Origin of the sequence: Prosthecodimorpha staleyi (genome assembly GCF_018729455.1) — a bacterium.
Taxonomy (GTDB): domain Bacteria; phylum Pseudomonadota; class Alphaproteobacteria; order Rhizobiales; family Ancalomicrobiaceae; genus Prosthecodimorpha; species Prosthecodimorpha staleyi.
Window position 1 is genome coordinate 288,678 of sequence record NZ_JAHHZF010000004.1, and the last position, 23,940, is coordinate 312,617.

At 69.2% G+C, this 23,940-nt stretch carries 22 protein-coding genes; all 22 read left to right on the plus strand.

The window, feature by feature from the left end:
- Positions 1-4: 4 nt before the first annotated feature.
- Positions 5-1,261, plus strand: coding sequence for a 3-isopropylmalate dehydratase large subunit (locus KL771_RS09735; RefSeq protein ID WP_261968340.1), 1,257 nt, complete (start codon positions 5-7; stop codon positions 1,259-1,261).
- A gap of 8 nt (positions 1,262-1,269) precedes the next feature.
- Positions 1,270-1,779: a hypothetical protein gene (locus tag KL771_RS09740; RefSeq protein WP_261968341.1), complete on the plus strand. Its 510-nt coding sequence runs from the start codon at positions 1,270-1,272 to the stop codon at positions 1,777-1,779.
- A 14-nt stretch (positions 1,780-1,793) separates the two neighbouring features.
- The gene (locus KL771_RS09745; RefSeq protein WP_261968342.1) at positions 1,794-2,654 is read left to right on the plus strand and encodes an isocitrate lyase/PEP mutase family protein; all 861 of its coding nucleotides are present in this window, start codon (positions 1,794-1,796) and stop codon (positions 2,652-2,654) included.
- A gap of 36 nt (positions 2,655-2,690) precedes the next feature.
- A complete protein-coding gene (locus KL771_RS09750; RefSeq protein WP_261968343.1) occupies positions 2,691-3,815 on the plus strand; it encodes an ABC transporter substrate-binding protein in 1,125 nt (374 codons plus the stop codon).
- Between the two features lie 97 nt (positions 3,816-3,912).
- The gene (locus KL771_RS09755; protein WP_261968344.1) at positions 3,913-4,785 is read left to right on the plus strand and encodes a branched-chain amino acid ABC transporter permease; all 873 of its coding nucleotides are present in this window, start codon (positions 3,913-3,915) and stop codon (positions 4,783-4,785) included.
- Positions 4,782-5,741, plus strand: a complete 960-nt coding sequence (locus KL771_RS09760) for a branched-chain amino acid ABC transporter permease (RefSeq protein WP_261968345.1) — start codon at positions 4,782-4,784, stop codon at positions 5,739-5,741. Before KL771_RS09755 ends, KL771_RS09760 begins: the two co-directional genes overlap by 4 nt.
- Before the next feature lie 14 nt (positions 5,742-5,755).
- The gene (locus tag KL771_RS09765; protein WP_261968346.1) at positions 5,756-6,538 is read left to right on the plus strand and encodes an ABC transporter ATP-binding protein; all 783 of its coding nucleotides are present in this window, start codon (positions 5,756-5,758) and stop codon (positions 6,536-6,538) included.
- Entirely contained in the window at positions 6,531-7,235 is a 705-nt protein-coding gene (locus KL771_RS09770) for an ABC transporter ATP-binding protein (RefSeq protein ID WP_261968347.1), read from the plus strand. Before KL771_RS09765 ends, KL771_RS09770 begins: the two co-directional genes overlap by 8 nt.
- 3 nt (positions 7,236-7,238) lie before the next feature.
- Positions 7,239-8,834, plus strand: a complete 1,596-nt coding sequence (locus KL771_RS09775; RefSeq protein WP_261968348.1) for an alpha/beta fold hydrolase — start codon at positions 7,239-7,241, stop codon at positions 8,832-8,834.
- Between the two features lie 117 nt (positions 8,835-8,951).
- Entirely contained in the window at positions 8,952-9,863 is a 912-nt protein-coding gene (locus tag KL771_RS09780; RefSeq protein WP_261968349.1) for a LysR family transcriptional regulator, read from the plus strand.
- A gap of 141 nt (positions 9,864-10,004) precedes the next feature.
- Positions 10,005-10,808: a carbon-nitrogen hydrolase family protein gene (locus KL771_RS09785; RefSeq protein ID WP_261968350.1), complete on the plus strand. Its 804-nt coding sequence runs from the start codon at positions 10,005-10,007 to the stop codon at positions 10,806-10,808.
- 21 nt (positions 10,809-10,829) lie between these two features.
- Entirely contained in the window at positions 10,830-11,495 is a 666-nt protein-coding gene (locus tag KL771_RS09790) for an RraA family protein (protein WP_261968351.1), read from the plus strand.
- A 57-nt stretch (positions 11,496-11,552) separates the two neighbouring features.
- On the plus strand, positions 11,553-12,599 hold the full coding sequence (locus KL771_RS09795; protein ID WP_261968352.1) for an extracellular solute-binding protein: 1,047 nt from the start codon (positions 11,553-11,555) through the stop codon (positions 12,597-12,599).
- 127 nt (positions 12,600-12,726) lie between these two features.
- Positions 12,727-13,839 (plus strand): ABC transporter ATP-binding protein, encoded by a 1,113-nt coding sequence (locus KL771_RS09800; protein WP_261968353.1) that lies wholly within the window; start codon positions 12,727-12,729, stop codon positions 13,837-13,839.
- Positions 13,836-14,723, plus strand: a complete 888-nt coding sequence (locus KL771_RS09805; protein WP_261968354.1) for an ABC transporter permease — start codon at positions 13,836-13,838, stop codon at positions 14,721-14,723. Before KL771_RS09800 ends, KL771_RS09805 begins: the two co-directional genes overlap by 4 nt.
- A gap of 3 nt (positions 14,724-14,726) precedes the next feature.
- Complete coding sequence (locus tag KL771_RS09810) at positions 14,727-15,521, plus strand: ABC transporter permease (protein ID WP_261968355.1); 795 nt, start codon at positions 14,727-14,729, stop codon at positions 15,519-15,521.
- A gap of 167 nt (positions 15,522-15,688) precedes the next feature.
- Positions 15,689-17,734 (plus strand): hydantoinase/oxoprolinase family protein, encoded by a 2,046-nt coding sequence (locus KL771_RS09815; RefSeq protein WP_261968356.1) that lies wholly within the window; start codon positions 15,689-15,691, stop codon positions 17,732-17,734.
- Positions 17,735-17,745: 11 nt separating this feature from the next.
- Positions 17,746-19,428, plus strand: a complete 1,683-nt coding sequence (locus KL771_RS09820) for a hydantoinase B/oxoprolinase family protein (RefSeq protein ID WP_261968357.1) — start codon at positions 17,746-17,748, stop codon at positions 19,426-19,428.
- Positions 19,425-20,468 carry an Ldh family oxidoreductase gene (locus KL771_RS09825; protein ID WP_261968358.1) on the plus strand — a complete coding sequence of 348 codons (1,044 nt, stop codon included), beginning with the start codon at positions 19,425-19,427 and terminating at the stop codon, positions 20,466-20,468. Before KL771_RS09820 ends, KL771_RS09825 begins: the two co-directional genes overlap by 4 nt.
- A gap of 220 nt (positions 20,469-20,688) precedes the next feature.
- Positions 20,689-21,774, plus strand: coding sequence for an NAD/NADP-dependent octopine/nopaline dehydrogenase family protein (locus KL771_RS09830; protein ID WP_261968546.1), 1,086 nt, complete (start codon positions 20,689-20,691; stop codon positions 21,772-21,774).
- Positions 21,771-22,757, plus strand: a complete 987-nt coding sequence (locus tag KL771_RS09835) for a 3-hydroxybutyryl-CoA dehydrogenase (protein ID WP_261968359.1) — start codon at positions 21,771-21,773, stop codon at positions 22,755-22,757. The genes KL771_RS09830 and KL771_RS09835 overlap by 4 nt, the downstream gene beginning before the upstream one ends.
- Before the next feature lie 73 nt (positions 22,758-22,830).
- A complete protein-coding gene (gene dctP, locus KL771_RS09840; protein ID WP_261968360.1) occupies positions 22,831-23,856 on the plus strand; it encodes a TRAP transporter substrate-binding protein DctP in 1,026 nt (341 codons plus the stop codon).
- The last annotated feature ends 84 nt before the right edge of the window (positions 23,857-23,940 follow it).

Consider the following 23,940-nt stretch of genomic DNA (forward strand, 5'->3'; position numbering starts at 1 on the left):
GACGATGGGCTATACGATCACCGAGAAGATCATGGCGCGCGCCGCCGGTCTGCCGTCCGTCAAGGCCGGCGACGAGGTCCTGGCCAAGCCGGACTACGTCATCGCCTACGACTTCCCCGGCTATACCGATGTCTACTTCAAGTCGATGAAGGAGGATTTCGGCATCGAGCGCGTCGCCGAGCCGGATCGCTTCGCGATCTTCATCGACCACATGGTGCCGGCGACCAGCCCCAAGGAAGAGGAGCTGCACATCATCACGCGCACCTGGTGCGCGGAGAACAACGTGCCGCTGTTCGAGCGCAAGGGCATCGGCCACCAGGTCGCCGCCGAGGTCGGCTATGCGGTCCCGGGTGCCTTCGTGGTGCATTTCGACGGCCATATCAGCCAGCTCGGCACCTTCGGCACGCTGGCCATGGGCATTCGGCGCAACATCCTGGAGGCCTTCGTCCGCGAGCGCATCTCGATCCGCGTGCCGCACACCGTGCGGGTCGATCTGGAGGGCGAACTGCAGCCGGGCGTCATGGCGCGCGACGTGTTCCACCATCTGGTGCGGGTGCTGGGCCCCTCCTCCTGTCGCTTCCAGGTGCTCGAACTGGGCGGGCCGGGCCTGTCGCAGCTCTCCACCGAGGGCCTGCAGACGGTGACCGGGCTGGCGATGTTCACCGGCGCCATCACGGCGATCGTCAATCCGGACGAGACCCGGCTCGCCTATGCGCTGCCGCGGGCACGCAAGGCGCTCGATCCGGTCTGGAGCGACCCGGATGCCGACTATGCCGCCCGCCACACGATCGACCTCTCGGCGATCGAGCCGGTCATCGTCATCCCGCCGACGCCGGCCAATACGCGCGATCTGAAGGACTATCTCGGTCTCGAAGTGCAGGTCGGCTATCTCGGCTCCTGCGCCTCGGGCCGGCTGGAGGATCTGCGCGTCGCCGCCAAGATCCTGGCCGGCCGGCAGGTGGCGCCCGGCTTCCAGCTCAACGTCATCCCGACCAGTCAGGAGATCATGGCGGCGGCCGCCAATGAGGGCCTGATCGGAACGCTGGTGGCGGCGGGTGCCTTCGTCTCGTCGCCGAGCTGCGACTACTGTTTCGGGCGCATCGCCACCATGACCCAGAAGCAACGTGCGGTCTCGACCGGAACGCTCAACGTCCGCGGACGGATGGGCAGCACGGATTCGGAGATCTACCTCTGCAGCGCCGCCTCGGTCGCCGCCGCCGCGATCGAGGGTGCGATCGCCGATCCCCGCAAATACTGGTGAGGTCCGTCATGCCGCTTCAGAACCTGCGCGGGCGCGTCGCCTTCATCTTCGAAGAGATCGACTTCGACGTCGACCAGATCGTCGGCGTCAAGAACATCAAGATCACCGACATCGACGAACTCGCCGCCGCGGCGATGCAGGACTACGATCACGATTTCCGCAACTCGGTGCGCAAGGGCGACCTGCTCGTCGGCAATGCCAATTTCGGCTACGGCCACCCGCACTATCCGCCGATGCGGGCGATGCGGCACCTGGGCATCGCCGGCATGATCGCGGAGTCCTTCTCGCCCGGCTATTGGCGCGGCGAGGTCAGCATGGGCTTTCCGCAGGTCAGCTGCCCGGGCATCCTCGGCCTGGTCAGGCGCTGGGACGAGGTCGAGGTCGACTGGCAGCAGGGCCGGGTGACGAACCTGACGACCGGCGCCTCGCTGCCGTTCGAACCTCTGGCGCTGGCCGACCGGCGCATGATCGAGGCTGGCGGCCTCGTTCCCTATCTCAAGCAACCCCTCGAAGTCTGAGCCGGAGACCCGTCATGGCCTCGTCCGAATTCCGCGCAAGGGTCGTCAACCAGAAGACCGTCTGGTCGGCCGGCGCCTACGATACGCTCTCGGCCCGCTTCATCGAAGCGGCCGGCTTCGACGCCGTGATGACCTCGGGCTTCGGCGTCTCCGCCTCGCTGCTCGGCCAGCCCGACGCCGAACTCTACACCATGTCGGAGAATCTGGGCGTCGCGCGCAATGTCGTGGCGGCCGTGCGGGTTCCGGTGGTGGCCGATATCGACACCGGATACGGCAACGCCATCAACGTGATGCGCACGATCCGCGAATTCGAGGCGGCCGGCGTCTCGGCGGTGATCATGGAGGATCAGGTCGCTCCGAAGCGCTGCCCGATCTGCGTCGCCGGCGTCGAGGTCATCGACAAGGACGAGGCGGTCGCCAAGATCCAGGCGGCGGTCGCGGCCCGGCGCAATCCTGACATGCTGATCATCGCCCGCACCGACGTGGTCGACGAGGCCGAGGCGATCGACCGGGCCAAGGCCTATGTGGCCGCCGGCGCCGACGTGATCCAGCCGATCTCGAAATGCTTCAAGTCGATCGAAGGCCTGCGCGCCTTGCGGGAAGGCTGCGGCGTGCCGCTGTCGCTGCAGATTCTCGGCTGGCTGGAGAAGAATCTCTCACGCCAGGAGATCGAGAGCGTGGCCGGCATGGCAACCTTCGCGCTGGTGCCGCTGATGACCGTCGCGGCGGCGCTGCGTGAGAATCTCGCCATCCTGGCCGCCGAGAAGAGCAGCCGCAATCTGCCGCGGCCGGTCATGGCGCACGATCCCTTCGTCGATTTCATCGGCTTCGGCGAAGTCGAGGAACTGCAGAAGAAATACCTGCGGTCCCGCTGACGGCAGGCCCCAGAAAGAAAAACGGGAGGAACGCGCATGTTCAGAACCACGCTTCTCGCCTCCGGCATGGCGCTTGCCCTGCTGGCCGCCGTCCCGGCCACCGCCCAGGACAAGCCGCCGGTCAAGATCGCCGCCATCGTGCCGCAGAGCGGCGCCGGCGCCTTCGACGGCCAGCTCGCCCTGGAGGGCATGCAGGCCGAAGTCGCCCTGGTCAATGCGGCCGGCGGCATCCTCGGCGGACGCAAGATCGAACTCGTCGTCTATGACGACAAGGGCACCCCGGAGGAAGGCGTCAGCGCCGCCCGCCGCGCCATGGAGCAGGACAAGGTCGACATGATCGTCGGCGGCTGGTTCTCGGCCGTCGCCCTGTCGATGAAGGAGGTCACCCGCGACAAGATCATCAGCGTGATGACCTCGTCGCAGCATCCGGACGTGACCGCCAAGGGACACAAGTTCCTGTTCCGCCTGAATGCCACCTCGAACATGATGTCGACCAAGTACGGTCAGGAAATCTGCAATCGCATCAAGCCGAAGTCGGTCGCCTTCATCACCATCAACGACGATTTCGGCCGCCTGGAGGTCGAGAACTATACGAAGCTGCTCGGCGCCTGCAATGTCGAGATCAAGGGCAACGAGTTCTACAATCGCAACGACACGGACTTCACGGTCGCCCTGACCAAGCTGAAGAGCCTCAACCCGGATGCGATCTACGTCTCGGCGATCAACACTTCGCAGGGCGCCACCATCTATCGTCAGGCGCGGCAGACGGGCTTCCGCGGCACGCTGATCGCGTCGGCAGGCAACATGAATCCGAAGCTGATCGAACTGGCCGGCCCGGCGCTCGAAGGCGTCTACTCGATCTCGCTCTATGCGCCCGACAGCAACAACGCGATGCTGAAGGCCTGGACCGAACAGTACGGCAAGAGCTTCAAGAACCAGCCGGCCTTCATCGGCACCCTCGGCGCCCAAGCGGTGCGGGTGCTTGCCGGTGCGGCCGAGAAGGCCGGCACGGCCAGCGATCCGGACAAGATCGCCGCCGCCCTGCGCGGCCAGACCTGGCCGACGCTGCTCGGCGAGATCAAGTTCGAGGAAAACGGCCAGGCGCTGCAGAACCTCTATCTGATCCGCGTCGAAGGCGGAAAGATCGTCAGCATCAAGTGACGGACCGGCGGTCCGGGGGCGGCGCCGGCGCGCCGCCCCGTCCCGTCCGGCCGGGCGTCGCTTGGCCGGGTCGTTTCCGACCCCATGGAACTACCTGATGGATTGGACCCTTCTCGGCCAGCAGATCGCCAACGGCGTCGTCAACGGGATGAACTACGTGCTCATCTCGACCGGACTGACGCTGGTCTTCGGCGTCTTGCGCGTGATCAACTTCGCCCATGGCGAATTCTACATGCTCGGCGCCTTCCTGACATATTTCGCCATGTCGACGCTGGGCATCGGCTATCTGCCCGCGGTCCTGGTGGCGACGGTGGCGGTCGGTGCGCTCGGCATCCTGGTCAACAGGCTGTTCTTCTGGCCGCTGCGCAAGGAGCACGAGTTCACGGTGCTCCTTTCCAGCCTCGGACTTGCCCTGCTGGTCACCCATGGCGCCGAACTCGGCTTCGGGCACGACCCGAAATATCTCAACAGCCCGTTCACCGACGACATCCTCGAGGTCGGCAGCATCGTGCTGACCCAGCAGCGCGTGCTGATCTTCGCCGCCGCCGTCCTGGTCCTGGCCGCCACCTATGCGGCGATCCGCTGGACGACCTTCGGCCGGATGATGCGCGCCACGGCGCAGAATCCGGAAGGTGCCGCTCTGACCGGCGTCGACATCCGCTTCGTCCATACCATCACCTTCGTGCTGGCCTGCGGGCTCGCCGGGCTGGCCGGCGCGCTGGTCGGCCCGGTCGCCATGATCTTCCCGACGGTCGGCAGCTGGGCCGTCCTGAAGGGCTTCATCGTCGTCATCCTAGGCGGTCTCGGCAGCGTGCCCGGCGCGCTGGTCGGCGGGCTGACCCTCGGCGTGGTCGAGGCGCTGGCCGGCGGCTACGTCTCGCTCGGCTTCATGGAGGCGATCGGCTACGCGATCATCATCCTGGTGCTGCTGTGGCGTCCCCAGGGTCTGTTCGGGAGTGCGGCACGATGATGCGCAAGGCGCTTCCCTTCGCGGCCGCCCTGGTGCTCGCGCTGCTGCCGCTCGGCACGAATTCCACCTATCTGCACCACGTCATGGTGCTGTGGATGCTCTATGCCCTGCTCGCGCTGTCGCTCAACGTGATCATCGGCTATCTCGGCGAACTGAGCTTCGGCCATGCCGCTTTCTTCGGTCTCGGCGCCTATGCCTCGGCGATCCTGACCATGCAGACCGGTCTGCCGGTCTGGCTCGGCCTGATCGCGGCCGGGCTGGTCGCCGGCCTGTTCGGCTTCGTGATCGGCTACGTCTCGCTGCGCATCGTCGGCCCGCAATTCGCCATCCTGACGCTCGGCTTCGGCTCGATCATCTACACGGTCACCAACTACTGGGACGATCTGACCCGCGGCCCGATGGGGATCAACAACATCCCGCCGCTGGCCGTCTGGGGATACGGCCCGCTCGGCGAGGCGCGCGACACCTATTTCGTCGTGCTCGCCTGCGTTCTGGCCTTCGCCTATGCCTGCCATGCGCTGATGCGCAGCCGGACCGGCCGGGCCTTCCTGGCGGTGCGCGAGAATGCGCCGCTGGCCGCCTCGCTCGGCATCGACGTGTTCCGCACCAAGCTGCTCGGCTTCGTCGCCGCGACCGTGGTGGCCGGCATCGCCGGCGGGCTCTACGCCCACTATCTGCGCGTGATCACGCCGGAACTGATGAGCCTGCAATATATGGCGGCGCTGATCATCATGGTGGTGGTCGGCGGACGCGGCACGGTGGTCGGGCCGATCCTCGGCGCGCTGATCTATGTCGTCCTGCTCGAAGTCTTGCGCGCCTTCGGTCCGCTGCGGCTGATCGTTTTCGCCGCGCTGCTGACCGGTTCGGTCATTTTCGTTCCCCACGGATTGGTCAGCCTCTGGCGGCCCTGGCGCCGAAGAGTGGATCCCGCCATCCGCCCCGAGCTCGCGCCATGACCGGAGCCCGCGCCATGACCGGAGCCGCCCCCTTGATCGAAGCCGTCGACCTGACCCGCGCCTTCGGCGGCCTGGTCGCCGTCAACAAGGTCTCGCTCGCCGTGCACACGGGCGAGATCGTCGGTCTGATCGGCCCGAACGGTGCCGGCAAGACCACCATGTTCAACATGCTGGCCGGCTCGCTCGGCCCCTCCGCCGGCTCCATCACGTTCGACGGACGCGACGTGACGCGCGCCCCGGCGCATGAGCGGGCGCGGCTCGGCATCGCCCGCACCTTCCAGATCACCAGCATTTTCCCGACGCTGACCACCCGCGACAATGTCCGCACCGCCACCTATCGCACGCGCGGCGCCGGCTGGCTCGCCAGTACGCTGCGGACGGCCGCCTGGCGCAGGGACGAGGCCGCGATCGACGCGGTCACCGACGAGGTGCTGGCCTTCTGCGATCTCGCCGCGCAGGCCGGCCGCAAGGCCGATGCGCTCTCCTATGGCGAGCAGCGCCGCCTGGAGGTGGCCATCGCGCTTGCCGCCGCGCCGCGCCTGCTGCTGCTCGACGAGCCGGCGGCGGGCCTCAATCCCGAGGAGGGCCAGCGGCTGGTCGGGATCATCCGCAAGGTGCGCGATCGCGGCGTGACGGTGCTGCTGGTCGAGCATCACATGCGCGTCGTCATGGGGGTCTGCGACCGGATCGTCGTGCTCGACCATGGGGCGCGCATCGCCGAAGGCACGCCGCAGGAGGTGGCCGGCAATGCGGACGTGATCCGCGTCTATCTCGGACGGGAGCAGGCCCATGCTTGAACTGGCCGGGATCGATGTCCGCTACGGACATAAGCGTGCGCTCGAAGGCGTTTCGATGCGCGTAGGCAAGGGCGAGATCGTCACGCTGATCGGCTCCAACGGTGCCGGCAAGACCACCGCGCTGAAGACCATGTCGGGCCTCATCCGACCGGCCGCAGGGGAAATCCGTTTCGAGGGCGAACGGATCGACCGGTTGCCGCCGCACCGGATCATCGAGCGCGGCCTGGTGCAGGTGCCGGAAGGGCGGCTGCTGTTTCCCGACATGACCGTCATGGAGCATCTCGACCTCGGCGGCCATCGCGCCCGCTCGGACCAGCCCGCAGCGAAGCGGCTGGACGGGGTCCTGTCGCTGTTTCCGATCCTGGCGGAACGGCGCGCCCAGAAGGCCGGCACGCTCAGCGGCGGCCAGCAGCAGATGCTGGCGATCGGCCGTGCCCTGATGGCGGCGCCGCGCTTCCTGATGCTCGACGAACCCTCCCTCGGCCTCGCGCCCGTGATGGTCGACCTGCTCGCCGACGCGATCCGGACGATGCACGCCTCGGGGATCACCATCCTGGTCGTCGAGCAGCGCGTCGACCTGGCGCTGAGCCTCGCGAATCGGGGCTATGTGCTGGAGACCGGCCGGATCGTGATAGAGGACAGCGCCGATCGGCTCCTGTCCGATACCCGCATCAAGTCCGCCTATCTGGGGATCTGAGCCATGACGCCGCGTGCCGCCATGGTCACCATCGGGTCCGGGCAGATGCGCCTGTTCCGGGCCGGGCAGGGTCCGGCCGTCGCCGTCCTGCCGGATCTCGCCGAGGCGGCGGTCGTCGTCGCGGCCCGGCTGGCGGCCGCGATCCCGTCGGTGGCCTGGACCGTGCTGGAACTGCCGGGCATCGGCGGATCGGCCGAGATCGCGCCCGCCACACATGCCGAAGCGGTCGCCGCGGTGGCGGCGGCGCTGGCGACCGCCGGATTGTCGGAAGCGCCGATCCTGGCCGAAGGATTCGGTGCCGCCTTCCTACCGGCCGGCCATGCCGGTGCCCGAACCGTGGTCACCGGCGCCTGCCGGGCGCGGGCCTGGACGGCGTCCGGACGGGTCCTGCCGGATATCGCGCCGCGCGCGGACGGCAGCCATCTGCCCGCCCTGTTCGCCCATCTGCGCGACGCCGCCATTCTCGATCCGGCCGATCCGCTCCGGCCGCTGCGCGACGGCCCGCCCCTGCCGGACGCCGATGCCCTGCACGAAGCGCTGATCGCTGCGGCCGTCGCCCCGCATCGCTACCAGACACTCTGCCGGCTGGCCGCCGCGGCCATCCGCGACGGGCTGCCCGACCGCCCCGATGTCGACTGGCGCGACGCGCCGGCCGCGGCGGCGGCGCTCGCCCGGTCCGATCCCGCCGCCGCACCTCTGGCTGCCGCCGCGCCGCTCGGGCCGGGCCGGATCTGGCAGGATCATGTCGACATCCCCGAGGCGCGGGTGCATCTGCGCCGTGCGGGCTCGGGCTCAGGCTTGGGTACGGGCGCCGGAAACCGGCCGCTCTTCGTCCTGCAATCGGCGCCCGGCTCCGCCGCGCCGCTGCGGGACGTGATCCTCGGCCTTTCCGAGGGTCGCAGCGTGATCGCGCCGGACTATCCGGGCAACGGCGATTCCACCAAGCCGGACGGGCCGATCGACATCGCGCGCCTCGCCGGCTGGATGTGGCAGACCGCCGATGCGCTCGGCATCGACGGCTGCGACCTCTGGGGGACCCATACGGGGGCGCTGGTGGCATTGGAAATGGCCATCCAGGCGCCGCACCGCGCCGGGCGGCTGGTCCTGGAGGCGCCGCCGATCCTGTCCGGCGGCTTCACGGCCGACATCCTCGCCCACTATCTGCCGCCGCTCCGCCCCGATCCGTTCGGCCTGCATGTCTGGCAGGCCTGGACGATGCGCCGGGACATGTTCCTGTTCTGGCCGTGGTACCGGCGCGAACGCGCCGCCGGGCGCGCCCTCGGCCTGCCGGACCCGGACATGCTGCACGACTGGACCGTGGGCCTCCTGAAGAGCGGCCGCAGCTACGACCGCAGCTACCGGGCGGCGTTCGAGTATCCGACCGCAGAGCGCCTCGCGCGGCTCGAACGCCCCGCCCTGCTCTGCGCCGGCCCGACCGACATGCTGGTCGATGCCCTGGAGGCCGCCCGCCGGATCGCGCCCGACCGGATCACGATCGATGCGACGCCGGCCACCGTCTGGTACCCGAACCAACCCGACGATGCCCGCCGGGAAACGATCCGCCGCTACGCCCGTTTTCTGGACGGTGCGGCGGGATAGAACGTGCCGGTTCGCGACGCCGCGGGTCGAGAGGGCGAGCGGATCTCGAATTCCGGCTGCATGGCGACCGTTTTGGGATATCCTCCGGCCCCACCGTCTTCGGAAGCGATCGCCCCCGTGAATCTGCGCTTTCTCGAAACCTTCCTCTGGGTCGCGAAGCTGCGCAGCTTCTCGACCGCGGCGGAGAAGCTGCACACGACCCAGGCGGCCGTTTCCAATCGCATCGCGACACTGGAACGCGAACTCGGCATCCGCCTGTTCGAACGCGATCCGCGCACCGTTCGGCTGACGCCGCAGGGACACACGGCGCTGAAGCGGGCGGAGGAGATCGTCCGCCTGACCTCCGAATTCCGGGAATGCGTCGGCGACGGCGCGCGGCTGAGGGGGCAGATCACGATCGGGACCGTCGATACGATCGTCTACGCCTGGCTTCCGCTGCTGATCGAACAGATGGGCAATCGCTACCCGAGCGTCAGCCTCGATCTCAACGTCGATACCAGCCTCAACATCGCCCGCCAGCTTCTGGAGGGCACCGTCGATCTCGGCATCCTGATGGGGCCGGTGGTCGGGGCGGACATCCGCAATCTCGAAATCTGCCGGTTCGAATGCGAGTGGTTCGCGGCGACCAAGCTCTCGATCCCGGCCGAGCCGTTGGAGCTGGTCGATCTCGTCCGCTTTCCGATCCTGGCCTATTCGAAGGGATCGCAGCCGCACCACGCCATCCAGCGCCTACTGGAGGCGGCCGGGATCGCGACCGACGAGGCACGCATCTACAACACCAACTCGATCGCCACGATGATCCGGCTGCTCTGCGACGGCATCGGCATGACCACCCTGCCGCCGGCCGTGGTGCGCGAGCCGCTCGCCGCCGGCCTGATCCGGCGCGTCGCCGTCAATGCGCGCATCCCGCCGCTGCATTTCCATGCGGCCTATGCCGATCGACCGGGCAATCCGATCCCGGCCGCGATCGCCGGCATGGCGTCCGAAATCGCCGCGGATTTCCAGGCTTTCGCCGACCGGATGCTGTAGCGGCACGCGTCCGGACCCGCGGCCGTCTTCTGCCCAAGGCGTGATCTATAGATTTTTCTTGTCGATCCGGATCAGCATTTCGCGTTTGCCGACCGCACCGGCCTTTGGTCTCCTGCTGGCGTGGAGCCAGAAGGAAGAGCCATGAAGATCGGCATCGTTCAGATGAACACCCAAGACGACAAGGCGGCCAACCTCGCCGTCGCGTCCCGGCTGGTCGAGCAGATCGCGGCCGAGGAAAAGGCCGATCTGATCGTGCTGCCGGAATATTATGCCTTCCTCGGGTCCGACCCGCAGGCCGCGCGCGACAGCGCCGAGACGCCGCCGGAGGGCGATGCCTATCGTACCATGTCGGCGCTCGCCGCACGCCTCAAGGTCACCATCCATGCCGGCTCGATCGTCGAGAAGGACGGCAACGGCTACTTCAACACCACCTATGTCTTCGGCCCGGACGGCGCCGAGATTGCCCGCTACCGCAAGATCCACCTGTTCGATGTCGACGTGCCGGGCGGCGTCAGTTACCGCGAATCCGACACGGTCGGCCGCGGCGAGGAGGTCGTCACTTATCAGGTCGCGGGCCGCACCGTCGGCTGCTCGATCTGCTACGACCTGCGCTTCCCCGAACTGTTCCGGGCCCTGCGCGACAAGGGCGCCGAGGTGATCGTGCTGCCGGCGGCCTTCACCCTCCTGACCGGCAAGGACCACTGGGAGGTTCTGCTGCGGGCGCGCGCCATCGAGACCCAGTGCTGGATCGCCGCCTCCGCGCAGGTGTTCGCCCATGCCGGCGGCACCAAGGCCTGCTTCGGGCATTCGATGGTGATCGACCCCTGGGGTCAGGTCACCGCGATGGTTCCCGACATGGTCGGCACCGCCGCCGCGCGCCTCGATTTCGACCGGATGGCGGATATCCGCACCAAGCTGCCGGTCGCCAACCACCACGTGCTCTGACCCGCCGGAGGCACCCTTCCGATGTTCGACATCAACCCGATGCCGCCGCAGATTCCGGCCGATCTCATCGCCCTTCTCGAGCAGGTCGAGACCGCGACGGTCGGCCATGTGCTCCATTCCGGCTTCGTCGACCGCCGGATCAGCGCCGTCCTGCCGGGCAAGCGCGTCGCCGGCACGGCGGTCACCATCCGCATTCCGCACGCCGATTCCGCGCTGCTGCACTGGCTGACGGCGGAAGTCCGGCCCGGCGACATCGTGCTGGTCGACCGCTGCGGCGACGACCGGCATGCCTGCTGGGGCGGCGTCATCACCAATGTCATGAAGCAGGCGGGCGTGAAGGCCGGCGTCATCGACGGCCCGGCGACCGACTTCTCCGAGATCGTCCGCGTCGACATGCCGATCTGGTGCCGCGGCCCCTCGCCGATCACCACCAAGCTGATCGGCTCCGAGGGGGCCGTAAACGTACCGATTTCGGTCGGCGGTCAGGTCGTCCATCCCGGCGATGCGGTCCTCTGCGACGAGAGCGGCGTGATCGTGCTCGATCCGGCGCGTGCCCGCGCGGTCGCCGAGAAGGCGCTCCAGATGCAGGCGGCCGAACTGGTGCTGCTCGAACGGCTGCGCAACGGCGAACGGCTGCCGGACATCAGCGGCGCGCGCGCCATGGTGGACGCCAAGCGGCGGGCCTGATCGGGGGCAAGGCCGGTCGGCAATCGGATCCAGGGACAACAGGGGAAGGACGAGATGATGGATAGGCGTCACTTTGCGAAGACGGTTCTGGCTTTTGCATGCGGCCTCGCGGCCGTTCCGGCTTCGGCGGCGGAAACCGTGACCCTGATGGCCTATACGGGCCTGTTTCAGGATCGCTACACCCAGGCCGTCCTCGCGCCCTTCGAGAAGGCCAACCCGGATATCAAGGTCGTCTTCGCCCCGCAGCCCAGCTCGGGGGCCATGATCGGCCAGTTGCGCGCGCAGAAGGCGGCGCCGCAGGTCGACGTGGTGATCATGGACGTGTCCGTCGCCAAGGCCGGGGCCGACGAGGGCCTGTTCGTCAAGCTGGAGGCCAAGGACCTGCCGGTCATCGACGAACTCTATCCCAATGCGCGCATCCCGGAAATCGCCGGCGTGGCGGTGACCTTCGACAATCTCGTGCTGATCTACAACGCGGAAGCCTGGCCGACGCCGCCCAAGGGCCTCGCCGACATGGCGACGCCGGCTGCCAAGGGCAAGGTCGTGATTCCGGGCATTCCGGACATCCAGGGCATGTCGATGGTGGCCATTCTCGACAAGAAGAACGGCGGCCCCGGCGTCGAGGGCAAGTTCGCCAAGGGCATCGAAGCCATGGAGGCGATCGCACCGAACGTGCAGACCTGGGAGCCGAAGCCGGAGGTCTATGCACCGGTCATCGCCGGTCAGGCGACCATCGGGGTCGGCTGGAATGCGCGCGCCCAGGTCAACACGGACACGTCCGGCGGCAAGATGAAGGCCGTCATCCCGGCCGAGGGAACCGCGTTCCAGATCAACACGATCAACCTGGTCCAGGGCGCGCCCCAAAGCGCCGCGGCGCGCAAGTTCATCGCCTATGCGCTGTCGGCGGAGGCCCAGAAGACCTTCACCGAGACGATGTTCTACGCGCCGACCAACGCCAAGGCGCAGATCGCGCCTGCGGCGATCGACCGGACTGCGGTCAAATCGCTCGACAAGGTCGTCCCGATCGACTGGCTGGCCGTCGCCAAGGTGCGCGACCAGGTCGCCGAGGCCTGGCGCCGCAAGGTGATCCCGCTGTCCCGCTGACCGCCGCCGGCATGGCGGCCGATCCGGCCGCCTCGTCGCCGACCCGTCATTCCGCACCCGCCGGCCTTGCCGGCGGGTGACGAGACGACGCATCCTTTGCGGATCGCCAGTGATCGAGCGGGACCCCATGATGCATCAGGCACCGACCGCCATGACCATTGCCGGAACCGGGCCGGCGCGCGGACAGGGCTTCCTGTCCCTGCAGGCGCTGACGCGGCGCTACCACGACTTCGTGGCCGTCGACGCCGTCGATCTCGATGTCGGCAAGGGCGAGTTCGTCTCCCTGCTCGGCCCCTCCGGCTGCGGCAAGACCACGACGCTGCGCATGATCGCCGGCCTCGTGCCCGCCTCGGACGGGCGGATCGTGGTCGCCGGCCGGGACATCACCGCCATGCCGACCTACCGGCGCGACATGGGTCTGGTGTTCCAGAGCTACGCGCTCTTCCCGCATATGACGGTCGCCGGCAACATCGCCTTCGGGCTTGAGATGCGCGGGTTGCCGAAGGCCGAAATCCGCGCACGGGTCGCCGAGGCGATCGCGATGGTGCGTCTCGACGGCCGCGAGGACCGCAAGCCCGGACAACTGTCGGGCGGCCAGCAGCAGCGCGTCGCCCTGGCGCGCGCGCTGGTCATCCGGCCGTCGATCCTGCTCCTGGACGAACCGCTGTCCAATCTCGATGCCAAGCTGCGCGAAGAGATGCGCAACGAAATCCGCGACATCCAGCGCCGGCTCGGCACCACGGCGATCTTCGTCACCCACGACCAGGACGAGGCGCTGACCATGTCGGACCGCGTCGTGGTCATGAATCACGGCCATATCGAACAGATCGGCACGCCCGAGGATCTCTACGAGCGCCCGGCCTCGCCTTTCGTCGCCGCCTTCGTCGGGCGCACCAATCGGCTCGAGGGCGTGCAGCAGGGTTCGACCGTCACGGTCGCCGACCTGACCATCGAGGCGCCGATCCCGAAATCCGGCCCGGTCGAGGTGCTGATCCGCCCGCACCGGGTCCATGTGGCGCCGCACGGTGCAGCGCCGCCCGCGGGCCGCAATCGCGTCGCCGGGACGATCCGGCGCGCCACCTATGCCGGCAACGTCGTCCAGTACGAGATCGAGGCCGGGGCGGTGACCATGATCGCCGAGGTGGCCACGGCCGGCATCGGCGGGCTCATCCCGGTCGGCACGGTGGTGACCGCCGCCTGGGCGGTCGAAGATACCCTGGTCTTCGGGAGGCCTTCGTGAGCGCGACGGCGGGCGCGGCCGCCGGCGCCGGATATGCGGCGGACCAGCAGTCCGGGGGTGGCCTCGTCATCGCCCTGCTGCTGCCGATCGCGCTGGTCAATCTGGTCGGCTTCCTGCTGCCGGTCGTCAATCTGGCGCTGATCTCGCTGCAGGAGGTGCAGGCGAGCGGCGCCATGACGGGCGGCTGGTCGACGGCGAAATGGGTCTCGGTGGTGACCGACGACTTCTACTGGGAACTGCTCTGGAACACGATCCGGACGAGCCTCGGCATCACCCTGGCGACGCTGCTGGTCTCCTACCCGATCGCCCTCTACCTGCATCGGTCGAGCGGGCTCTGGCGCAGCGTGCTGCTGGTCATGGTCATCTCGCCGCTGCTGCTCTCCGCCGTCGTGCGCACCTATGGCTGGATCGCCATCCTGTCCGACCAGGGCGTCGTCAACAGCGTGCTGAAGGCCTTCGGCGCCGCCGAGCCCTGGCGGCTGATGTTCAATCTGACCGGCGTCACCATCGGCCTGACCGAAATCCTGATGCCCTACATGATCCTGGCCCTGGTTGCGGGTTTCGGACGCCTCGACCCGCGTGCCGAGGAGGCCGCCGCCACCCTCGGGGCCTCGCCGTTCCGGGTCTTCCGGCGCATCGTGCTGCCGCTGTCCGTGCCCGGCATCGCGCTCGGCTCGCTGCTGACCTTCGTGCTCGCGGTCTCGTCCTTCATCACGCCGAAGCTGCTCGGCGGCGGCCGGGTCTTCCTGCTCGCCACCGAGGTCTACGACCAGGCCATCGTGACGCTCGACTGGCCGCTCGCCGCGACCCTGTCGATGATCGTGCTGGTCGTCTTCGGCATCGCGATCGCGGTCTACGGCCGCCTCGTCCGATCGATCGGGTGACCCATGGACAAGCCGCCGATCTCACCCGCCCTCAAGATTCTCGCTGCCGTCGCCTTCCTGTTCCTGCTGGCACCGGTGCTGATCGTCGTGCCGCTCTCCTTCTCCGGCGACGTGTTCATGTCCTTCCCGCCCAAGAGCTGGAGCGGACGCTGGTACGCCGCGATCCTGCAGAATCCGAAGATGCTGGAAGCCTTCCTGTTCAGCGTGAAGCTCGCCGCCGGCGTGACGGTGGTCAACCTGGCGATCGCGGTGCCGGCCGGCTACGCGCTGGTGCGGCTCGCGCCGCGCGGCGCGGAGGCGATGACCAGCCTGTTCACCGCGCCGCTGCTGCTGCCGACCATCGTGCTCGGCCTCGCCATGCTGATCATCTTCGCGCGCATCGGCCTGCTGGCGACCGTGCCGGGCCTGTTCGTCGCCCATCTGGTCGTCACCCTGCCGTATGTGCTGCGCGTCGTCTCGACCGCCCTCTCGACCCTGCCGGTCGCCGTCGAGGAGGCTGCCGCCACGCTCGGCGCGGCGCCCGCAACGGTATTTCGCCGGGTGACACTGCCGATGATGCTGCCCGGCCTGGTCGCAGCCGGTGCGCTCTCGTTCCTGGTTTCCTTCGACGAGGTCGTTCTCTCGCTGTTCATGTCCGGCCCGCGGCTGTCGACGCTGCCGGTCGAGATGTACCACCATGTGGAATCCCGGGCCGATCCGCTGGTCGCGGCGATCTCGGTGCTCCTCGTCGTCTTCACTCTTGCGATCGTGATCGTGGTCGATCGATCGCTTGGACTGGCCAAGACCTTCGTGAAGTGACCGCGGCGGACCGATCCGCCCCTGCTCGAACCCACCCGGCGGCCTCGACCGCCATCCGCAACCATGTGTGACCCGCGTGCCCTGTCGCGCGGGCCGGATGGAGCGCGGCCGGCCCGTCACGGGCCGCCGCGCCGCATCCCGACGACATCGAAGCGAAAGCCCACCCCATGACCTCGCCCCTGCGCATCGCCGTCGACATCGGCGGCACCTTCACCGACATCGAAATCCTCGAAGCGGCGACCGGGCGCGTCTACCAGTTCAAGACGCCGTCGACCCCGTCGGATCCCTCGATCGGTCTGATCGACGGCATCAAGGCCGCGGCGGAGCGGTTCGGCCTCGATATCGGCGCGGTCGAGTACATCCTGCACGGCACCACCATCGCCACCAATGCGGTGCTGGAACGCAAGCTGCCCGCCGGCGCCATCGTCACCACGGCCGGCTTCGAGGACCTTCTGCAGATCGGCCGTCACGGCCGGCGCGACGTCTATGCCATCGCGCTGGACCCGCCGCCGCCGCTGGTGCCGCGCCGCCACGCCTTCGGGGTGCCGGAGCGGATCGGACCCGATGGGCGGGTCCGCGTCCCGCTCGACGAGGCGCGGGTCGCGGAAGTGGCGGCCCGACTGAAGGAGACCGGCGTCCGGGCGATCGCGGTCTGCCTGCTGCATGCCTATGCCAACCCGGCCCATGAGCGCCGCGTCGGCGAGATCCTGGCCGCCGCGCTTCCGGGCGTGGCGATCTCGCTGTCCTCGGACATATCGCCGGAAATCCGCGAATATGAGCGGCTGTCGACCACGGTCCTGAACGCCATGCTGGTCCCGGTCGTTTCGGGCTACACCAAGCGGCTGTCCGACCGGATCGCCGCGGAGGTCCCCGGCAGCCACATCTACCTGGTGCAGTCGAATGGCGGCGTCAGCGGCCTAGCCAAGGCCGGCCGCGAGCCGGCGCGCCTGCTTCTCTCCGGCCCGTCCGGCGGCGCGGCGGCGGCCCGGCGGCTTTCGGCGGAACTCGGCGAACCCGACCTCGTCGCCGTCGACATGGGCGGCACGTCCTTCGACGTTTCGGTCGTCCATGGCGGTCAGGTTTCGATGGTCACCGAGGGCGACATCGACGGCCTGCCGGTCCGCCTGCCTATGGTCGAGATGCGCACCATCGGCGCCGGCGGCGGCTCGATTGCCTGGGTCGACGACGGCGGCCGACTGCGCATCGGCCCGCAATCGGCCGGCGCCCAGCCGGGACCGGCCTGCTATGGCCGCGGCGGCACCGACCTGACCGTTACCGACGCCAACCTGATCCTCGGCCGGCTGGAAGCGTCTTCCTTCATGGGCGGCGCCATGGCGCTCGATCCGGCCGCCGCGCGCGCGGCGGCCGGCCGCGTCGCCGGGCGGCTCGGTCTCGGCATCGAGGAGACGGCCGCGGGCGCCATCTCGGTGACCAATTCGAGCCTCGCCACCGCGATCCGGCTCAGCCTGTTCGAGAAGGGTCTCGACCCGGAGGATTTCGCGCTGCTCTCCTTCGGCGGCGCCGGCGGCGTGCATGCCTGCGAGGTGGCCGAGGATCTCGGCATCCGGCGCGTCGTGTTCCCGCCCCACGCCTCGACCCTGTCGGCCTGGGGCATCCTGTGGTCGGACATCGTCCACGATCTCGCCGCGACCGAGATCGGCCCGCTCGCCGAAGCCGGACCGCGCCTCGCCGCCGCCGCCGCAAGGCTGCGCGGCGAGGCCGAACGGCTCCTCGCCGAGGATGGCGTGGCGCAGGCCGAACGCCGCTTCGAGTGGCGCATGGATCTGCGCTATGCCGGCCAGGCCTTCGATCTGGCCGTGCCGCTCGACGGCGCCGACTTCGGTCCCGCCGGCCTCGAAGCCGCAGCCGGTCGGTTCCATGCGCTGCATCGCCGCCGCTTCTCCTACGACGAACCCGCCACGCCGGTCGAACTGGTCGCCCTGCGGCTCGCCGCGATCGGCCGTCTCGCCAAGCCGGCGCCCGACGGGTCCGAGGCCGCAGTCGCCGCGGCGACGCCCAAGACCCGCCGGGCCTGGGCGCGCGGGGCCTTCGTCGACATAGCCGTATGGGCCCGCGACGGGCTCGGCGAGCGCTCCGTGGCCGGTCCCGCCGTGATCGAGGAGACCTACACCACATCCTATGTGCCGCCCGGCTGGGAGGCCCGGCTCGAACGGTCCGGTGCGCTCGTCGCCCGCCGCATCGCCGACCATTGAGGAAAGCCCCGATGACCGCCATCAGCCCCGTCAGGGTCGAAATCGTCCGCAATGCCCTCGTCGCCGCCGCCGAGGAGATGAGCATCACCATCTGGCGCACGAGCCGCTCCACCGTGGTGCGCGAGATCCTCGACTTCTCGACCGCCGTGTTCGACGCCGACGGCCGCCAGGTCGCGCAGTCGGCCCGGATTCCCGTGCATCTGAACTCGATGTCGGCCTGCCTGGAGCGGCTGATCGCCGACTTCATCCCGCTCGACCGCTGGGACGATGGCGACGTGATCGTCACCAACGATCCCTATTCGGGCGGCCAGCACCTGCCCGACATCCAGACCTTTCGGCCGGTCTTTCACGAAGGCCGCCGGATCGCCATCGTCGGCACGCTCTGCCACCATGTCGACGTGGGCGGCGGCGCGCCCGGCAGCTACTACGCCGATGCGCGCGAGATCTTCCAGGAGGGCATCCGCATCCCGCCGCTGAAGCTCGCCGAGCGGGGCACGCTCAATCAGGCGATCGTCGACCTCGTGCTGGCCAATGTGCGCCAGCCGGACGAGACCTCCGGCGACCTGAAGGCCCAGATCGCGGCGCTCGGCATCGGCGCGCGCGCGATGGAGCGCATCGCCGCCAAATACGGCGCCGACGATCTCGCCGCCGCCACCTCCGCCATCCTCGACGGGTCGGAAGCCATGATGCGCGCCGCGATCGCCGCGTTGCCGGACGGGGCGGCGGACTTCGTCGAATGGGTAGACGACGACGGCCAGACCGAGGGGCCGATCCGCCTGCAGGTGCGCCTGGACAAGCGCGGCGACCGCATCCGGCTCGATTTCGCCGGGTCCAGCCCGCAGGTGCAGGGGCCGGTCAACAACACCCGCGCGATGACCTGCTCGGCGGTCTACTACGCGCTCCTCGCCGCCCTCGGCAAGGACATCCCGGCCAATAGCGGCTGCTATCGCCCGATCGAGGTGGTGCTGCCCGAGGGCAGCGTGGTCGACGCCCGCTTCCCCGCACCAGTGACCGGCCGCATGGTGGTCAACCACCGCATCGCCACGGCAGTCTTCGGGGCGCTGGCCGGCCTCTTGCCGGAGCGCATTCCGGCCGCCTACTACGCCATCTCCTATGTCTACGCGCTCGCCACCGTGGAGGCCTCGGGCCGACGGCGGGTCTATTTCGACATCGAGGTCGGCGGCTGGGGTGGGCATGCCGGCGGCGACGGGGCGAGCGCACTGTCCTGCGGCCTGCACAACAACACCAACGCGCCGATCGAGATGGTCGAAGCCAAGTATCCGGTCACCTTTCTGCGCTACGGCCTGCTGCCCGACAGCGGCGGCGCGGGCCGGCATCGCGGCGGGCTCGGGCTGGTGCGCGAATTCCGGCTCGACGCGCCGATCGGCAGCCTCTCGACCAATTTCGAGCGCTTCAAGCATCCGCCCTACGGCGTCGGCGGCGGCCGCCCCGGCTCGCTCAGCCGCACCACGGTGACGCGGGCCGACGGCAGCGTCGAGGCGCTGCGCTCCAAGGTATCCGGGGTGCCGATCCGGGCCGGCGACGTGATCACCATCGAGACCTCGGGCGGCGGCGGCTGGGGCGATCCTGCAGAGCGTCCCGCCGTACGGATCGCCGCCGATCTGGCCGACGGCATGGTGACGCCGGCCGGTGCGGCTCGCTACGGCACCGAACTTGGCGAGGCCGCCGAATGAGCACCCCCGGAAAGACCCCCGTCGCCACCGTGCGCCTGACCCTGGCCGAGGTCGAGGACCTGACCTTCCGCGCGCTCGCCGCCTCCGGCCTCGGCCCGACGCAGAACCGCGCGGTCACCGCCTCGGTCGTCGATGCCGAGGCCGAGGGGGTGCACAGCCACGGCCTCGCCCGCCTGCCGACCTATTGCGAGCATGCCCGTTGCGGCAAGATCGACGGCCGAGCCGAACCCCTGCTGACCCGGCCGGCACCCGGCCTCGTCCGGGTCGATGCCGCCGACGGCTTCGCCCATCCGGCGATCGACCTGGGCCTGCCGGCGCTGTTCGAGGCGGCCGGGCACCAGGGCGTGGCGGCGATGGCGGTGACGCGGTCCTACAATTGCGGCGTGGTCGGCTACCATGTCCGGCGCATCGCCGAGGCCGGCTTCCTGGCGCTGGGCTTCGTCAACGCCCCCGCATCGATCGCACCGGTCGGCGGCACCGTCCCGGTCTTCGGCACCAATCCGATCGCGCTCGCCGTGCCGCGCGCCGCGGGCGGACCGCTGGTGCTCGACCAGTCGTCGAGCGTGGTCGCCAAGAGCGAGATCGTGGTGCATCGCCAGCGCGGGGAGGCGATCCCGCCCGGCTGGGCGCTCGATCGCGACGGGCATCCCACCACCGATCCGGCGGCGGCGCTCGACGGCGGCACCATGGTGCCGACCGGCGGCCACAAGGGCGCCGGCCTCGCCTTCCTGGTGGAGATCATGGCCGCCTGGATGACCGGCGCGAGCCTGTCGGTCGATGCGTCCTCCTTCGCCGACAATTCGGGCGGCCCGCCGCGCACCGGCCAGTTCTTCCTGGCCGTGGCGCCCGGCCCGATCGCCGGCGAGGCGGCCGAGGCCCGGCTCGCCCGGCTCCTGGCGGCGATCGCCGACCAGCCCGGCGCCCGCCTGCCGGGGACACGGCGCGCCGCAGCACGCGCCCGGACGGCAGCCGAAGGCGTCTCGATCCCGGAGGCGCTGTACGGGCGTCTGCTGGTCTATGCGACAACATCGACCGGTTGACCGGTCGGGTCCGGACCTGCCGTACATGGCACATTTGCTGCACAGCAGCGCCGGGCGTTGCGCGACCCCATTCCATGCGAGAGCATCCAATTCGTACTTTCCGGGAGGTCGGACGTTGACAGCGCGGTGACACGAACCTAGCCTTCCTTTAGCTTTGAAATATCCGCGCGGCGCCGACGGGCCGCACCGGACCGGGGGGCTTGCCATGTCGACGACGCCGATCAGGATTGCGGTGCTGGGGGGTGGCAACGGATCCTATGCGGCTGCGGCCGATCTGAGCGAGGCCGGCCACGAGGTGCGCTTCTGGCGGCCGAATCGCGAGGCCTTCGCGCCGGTCCTGGAGACCGGGCGGATCACTCTCAAGGACGCCCAAGGCCGCCGCGAGGTGGCGATCGCCCGGCCGACGGCCGAGATCGGCGAGGCCGTCGCCGGGGCCGATCTGATCCTGGCGCCGGTACCGGCCTCCGCGCAGGCCGAGCTCGCCCGCGCGCTCGCCCCGCATGTCGCCGACGGCCAGACGATCTATCTGCCGCCGGGCACCTTCGGCTCCTATCTGATGGCCAAGGTCATGCGCGAGGCCGGCAACCGGGCCGATTTCGCGATTGCCGAGACCGGCACGCTGCCCTGGCTGACCCGCAAGCACGGCCCGGCCGAGGTGGCGATCACCACCCGCGCGACGCGCCTGCCGACCGGCGTCTTCCCGTCGCGCCTCGCCGCGCCGGCGCTGGCGGCGATCTCGGCGGCCTTTCCGGGTGCGATCGAACCGATCGAGGATGCCCTGTCGGCCGCGCTGATGAATGCCGGGCCGATCATCCATCCGCCGCTGATCCTGATGAATGCCGGCCCGATCGAGCATTTCGACCGCTGGGACATCCACAACGAGGGCACCCAGCCGTCGATCCGGCGGGTACATGGCGCGCTCGATGCGGAGCGGATGGCGGTGCGCGAGGCGCTCGGCTACGGCGCGCCGCATTTCCCGCTCGCGGATCACTACGAGACCTCGAACTGGATGTACGGCAATTTGGCTCATGACAAGCTGGTCGCCTCCAAGGACTGGCACGAGCGGCTGAACCTGAAGGATCACCGCTACCTGACCGAGGACGTGAAGCTCGGCCTCGCCTTCCTGGTCTCGGTGTGCCGCTGGGCCGGCGTGCCGTCGCCGGTCGCGGCCGGCCTGCTGGCGATCGCGGGCGCGGCCGCGGGCGAGAACTTCCTGGAGACCGGGCGCACCCTGGACGGGCTCGGTCTCGCCGGCCTGTCGCAAGCCGCCATGGCGCAGCTGCTCGCCGAAGGACTGCCGGCATGACCGGCGCCCCGGCCAGGATCGCCTGCATCGGCGCGGGCCGGATGGGTCGCGGCATGGCCCATGCGTTCGCATATGCCGGACATGACGTGGTGCTGGTCGACGCCAAGCCGCGCGACGCGGCCGCCCATGCGGCGCTCGCCGCCGAGGCGCTCGGCGAGATCCGGGCGAGCCTCGGCCAGCTGGCCGGTCTCGGCGCCTTCGAGGCCGCCGCCATCGAACCGATCATGGCGCGCATCCGCGTCGTTGCGCTCGACGATGCGGCGGCGGCGCTGGCCGACTGTCCCTTCGTGTTCGAGGGCGTCCCGGAGACGCGCGAGGCCAAGGCCTCGGCCCTGGCGCTGATCGACGCGATCGCCCGACCAGACGCGATCGTCGCCTCGACCACCTCGACCTTCCTGTCGACCGATCTTGCCGGGCTGACCGCCCATCCTGAGCGGTTCCTCAACGCCCACTGGCTGAATCCGGCCTATCTGGTTCCGCTGGTCGAGGTCAGCCCGTCGCCCGCGACCGACCCGGCCGTCACCGCCGCCATGCTGCGTCTGCTCGAGGGGGCCGGCAAGATGCCGGTCGTCTGCGCGGCCTCGCCGGGCTACATCGTGCCGCGCATCCAGGCTCTGGCCATGAACGAGGCCGCCCGCCTGGTCGAGGAGGGCGTGGCGACGGCCGAGGATGTCGACAAGGCCGTGCTCTACGGCTTCGGCTTCCGCTTCGCCGTGCTCGGCCTGATCGAGTTCATCGACTGGGGCGGCGGCGACATTCTCTACTATGCCAGCCGCTATATGCGCCAGGCGACCGGCGAGGAGCGTTTCGCCGCCCCCGCCGTGATCGAGCGCAACATGGCGGAGGGCCGCATCGGCCTGAAGACCGGCCGCGGCTTCTACGACTATGCCGGCCGTGATCTCGACGCCTATCGGCGCGAGCGGCTCGGAGCCTTCCTGGCCATGCTCGGCCATCTCGGCCTGACCCGGCCGCCGGTTCTCTAGGGTGTTGGAAGACGGGACCGGCGGCGCCGCACGGCTCCACCGGTCACCGGCGAGAGACGTGAGGAGACACAGCATGGTTCGTGAAGCGCATTCCGTCCAAACCATCGCCCGTCGGGCCGTGTTCGGTCTTGCCGCCGGGCTGATGTTCGCCACCACGCTCGGCGGCAGCCCGGCCAAGGCCGACGAGGTCGTGCTGCGCGCCGTCGCCGCCTTCCCGAAGGCGCTCGCCTTCACCAAGAGCTTCCTCGGCTATGTCGACAAGGTCAATGCGGCCGGCAAGGGCGTCGTGCGCATCGACTTCACCGGCGGCCCGGAGGTCATCCCGCAGAACCAGCAGGTCGATTCCGTGCGCCGCGGCGTGCTCGACATGCATTACGGCCCGGCGAGCTTCTATCTCGGCAAGATGCCCGAGGCGGATGCCTGGGTCGGTGCCACGGTGACCGCCATGGAGGCGCGCAAGAATGGCGGCTTCGCCATCATGCAGAAGGCCTTCGACGAAAAGCTCGGCGTCACCCTGCTCGGACACATCGATTCCGGCATCGGCTTCCACGTCTATCTGCTCAAGGAGCCGAAGCGCACGGCGGATGGCGGCGTCGATCTCAACGGCCTCAAGATCCGCTCGCAGCCGATCTACAAGTCCTTCTTCGAGGATCTCGGCGCGGTCTCGGTCTCGGTGCCGGTGCCGGAGGTCTATGGCGGTCTCGAACGCTCCGTCTTCGACGGCGCCGGCTGGCCGATCATCGGCATCCTGGATCTGAACTGGGACAAGTTCCTGAAGGTCCGCATCGATCCGGGCTTCTATTCGACCGATCTCGGCATCACGATCAATACGGCCAAGTGGAACAGCCTGCCGCAGGCGGCCAAGGACATCCTGACCAAGGCGGCGATCGAATACGAACAGGAATCCTTCGACAACTTCCAGAAGGAGATCAAGGCGACCGACGAGACCGCCCGCTCGCGTGGCCTGACCGTCCTGAAGCTGACCGGGGCGGCCGAGAAGGCTTATCTCGACAAGGCCTATGAGTCCGCCTGGAAGCGCATGAAGGATGCCGGCTCGCCGCATTACGACGCGCTGCGCAAGGCCTACTACACCCGCTGAGGGCCTGATCCGCGGCCGGCCCGGTCCGGCCGCGGCACCTTGTCCTCGCGCGTGGCGCGTCCCGATCCCCTCCAGCCCTGCGAG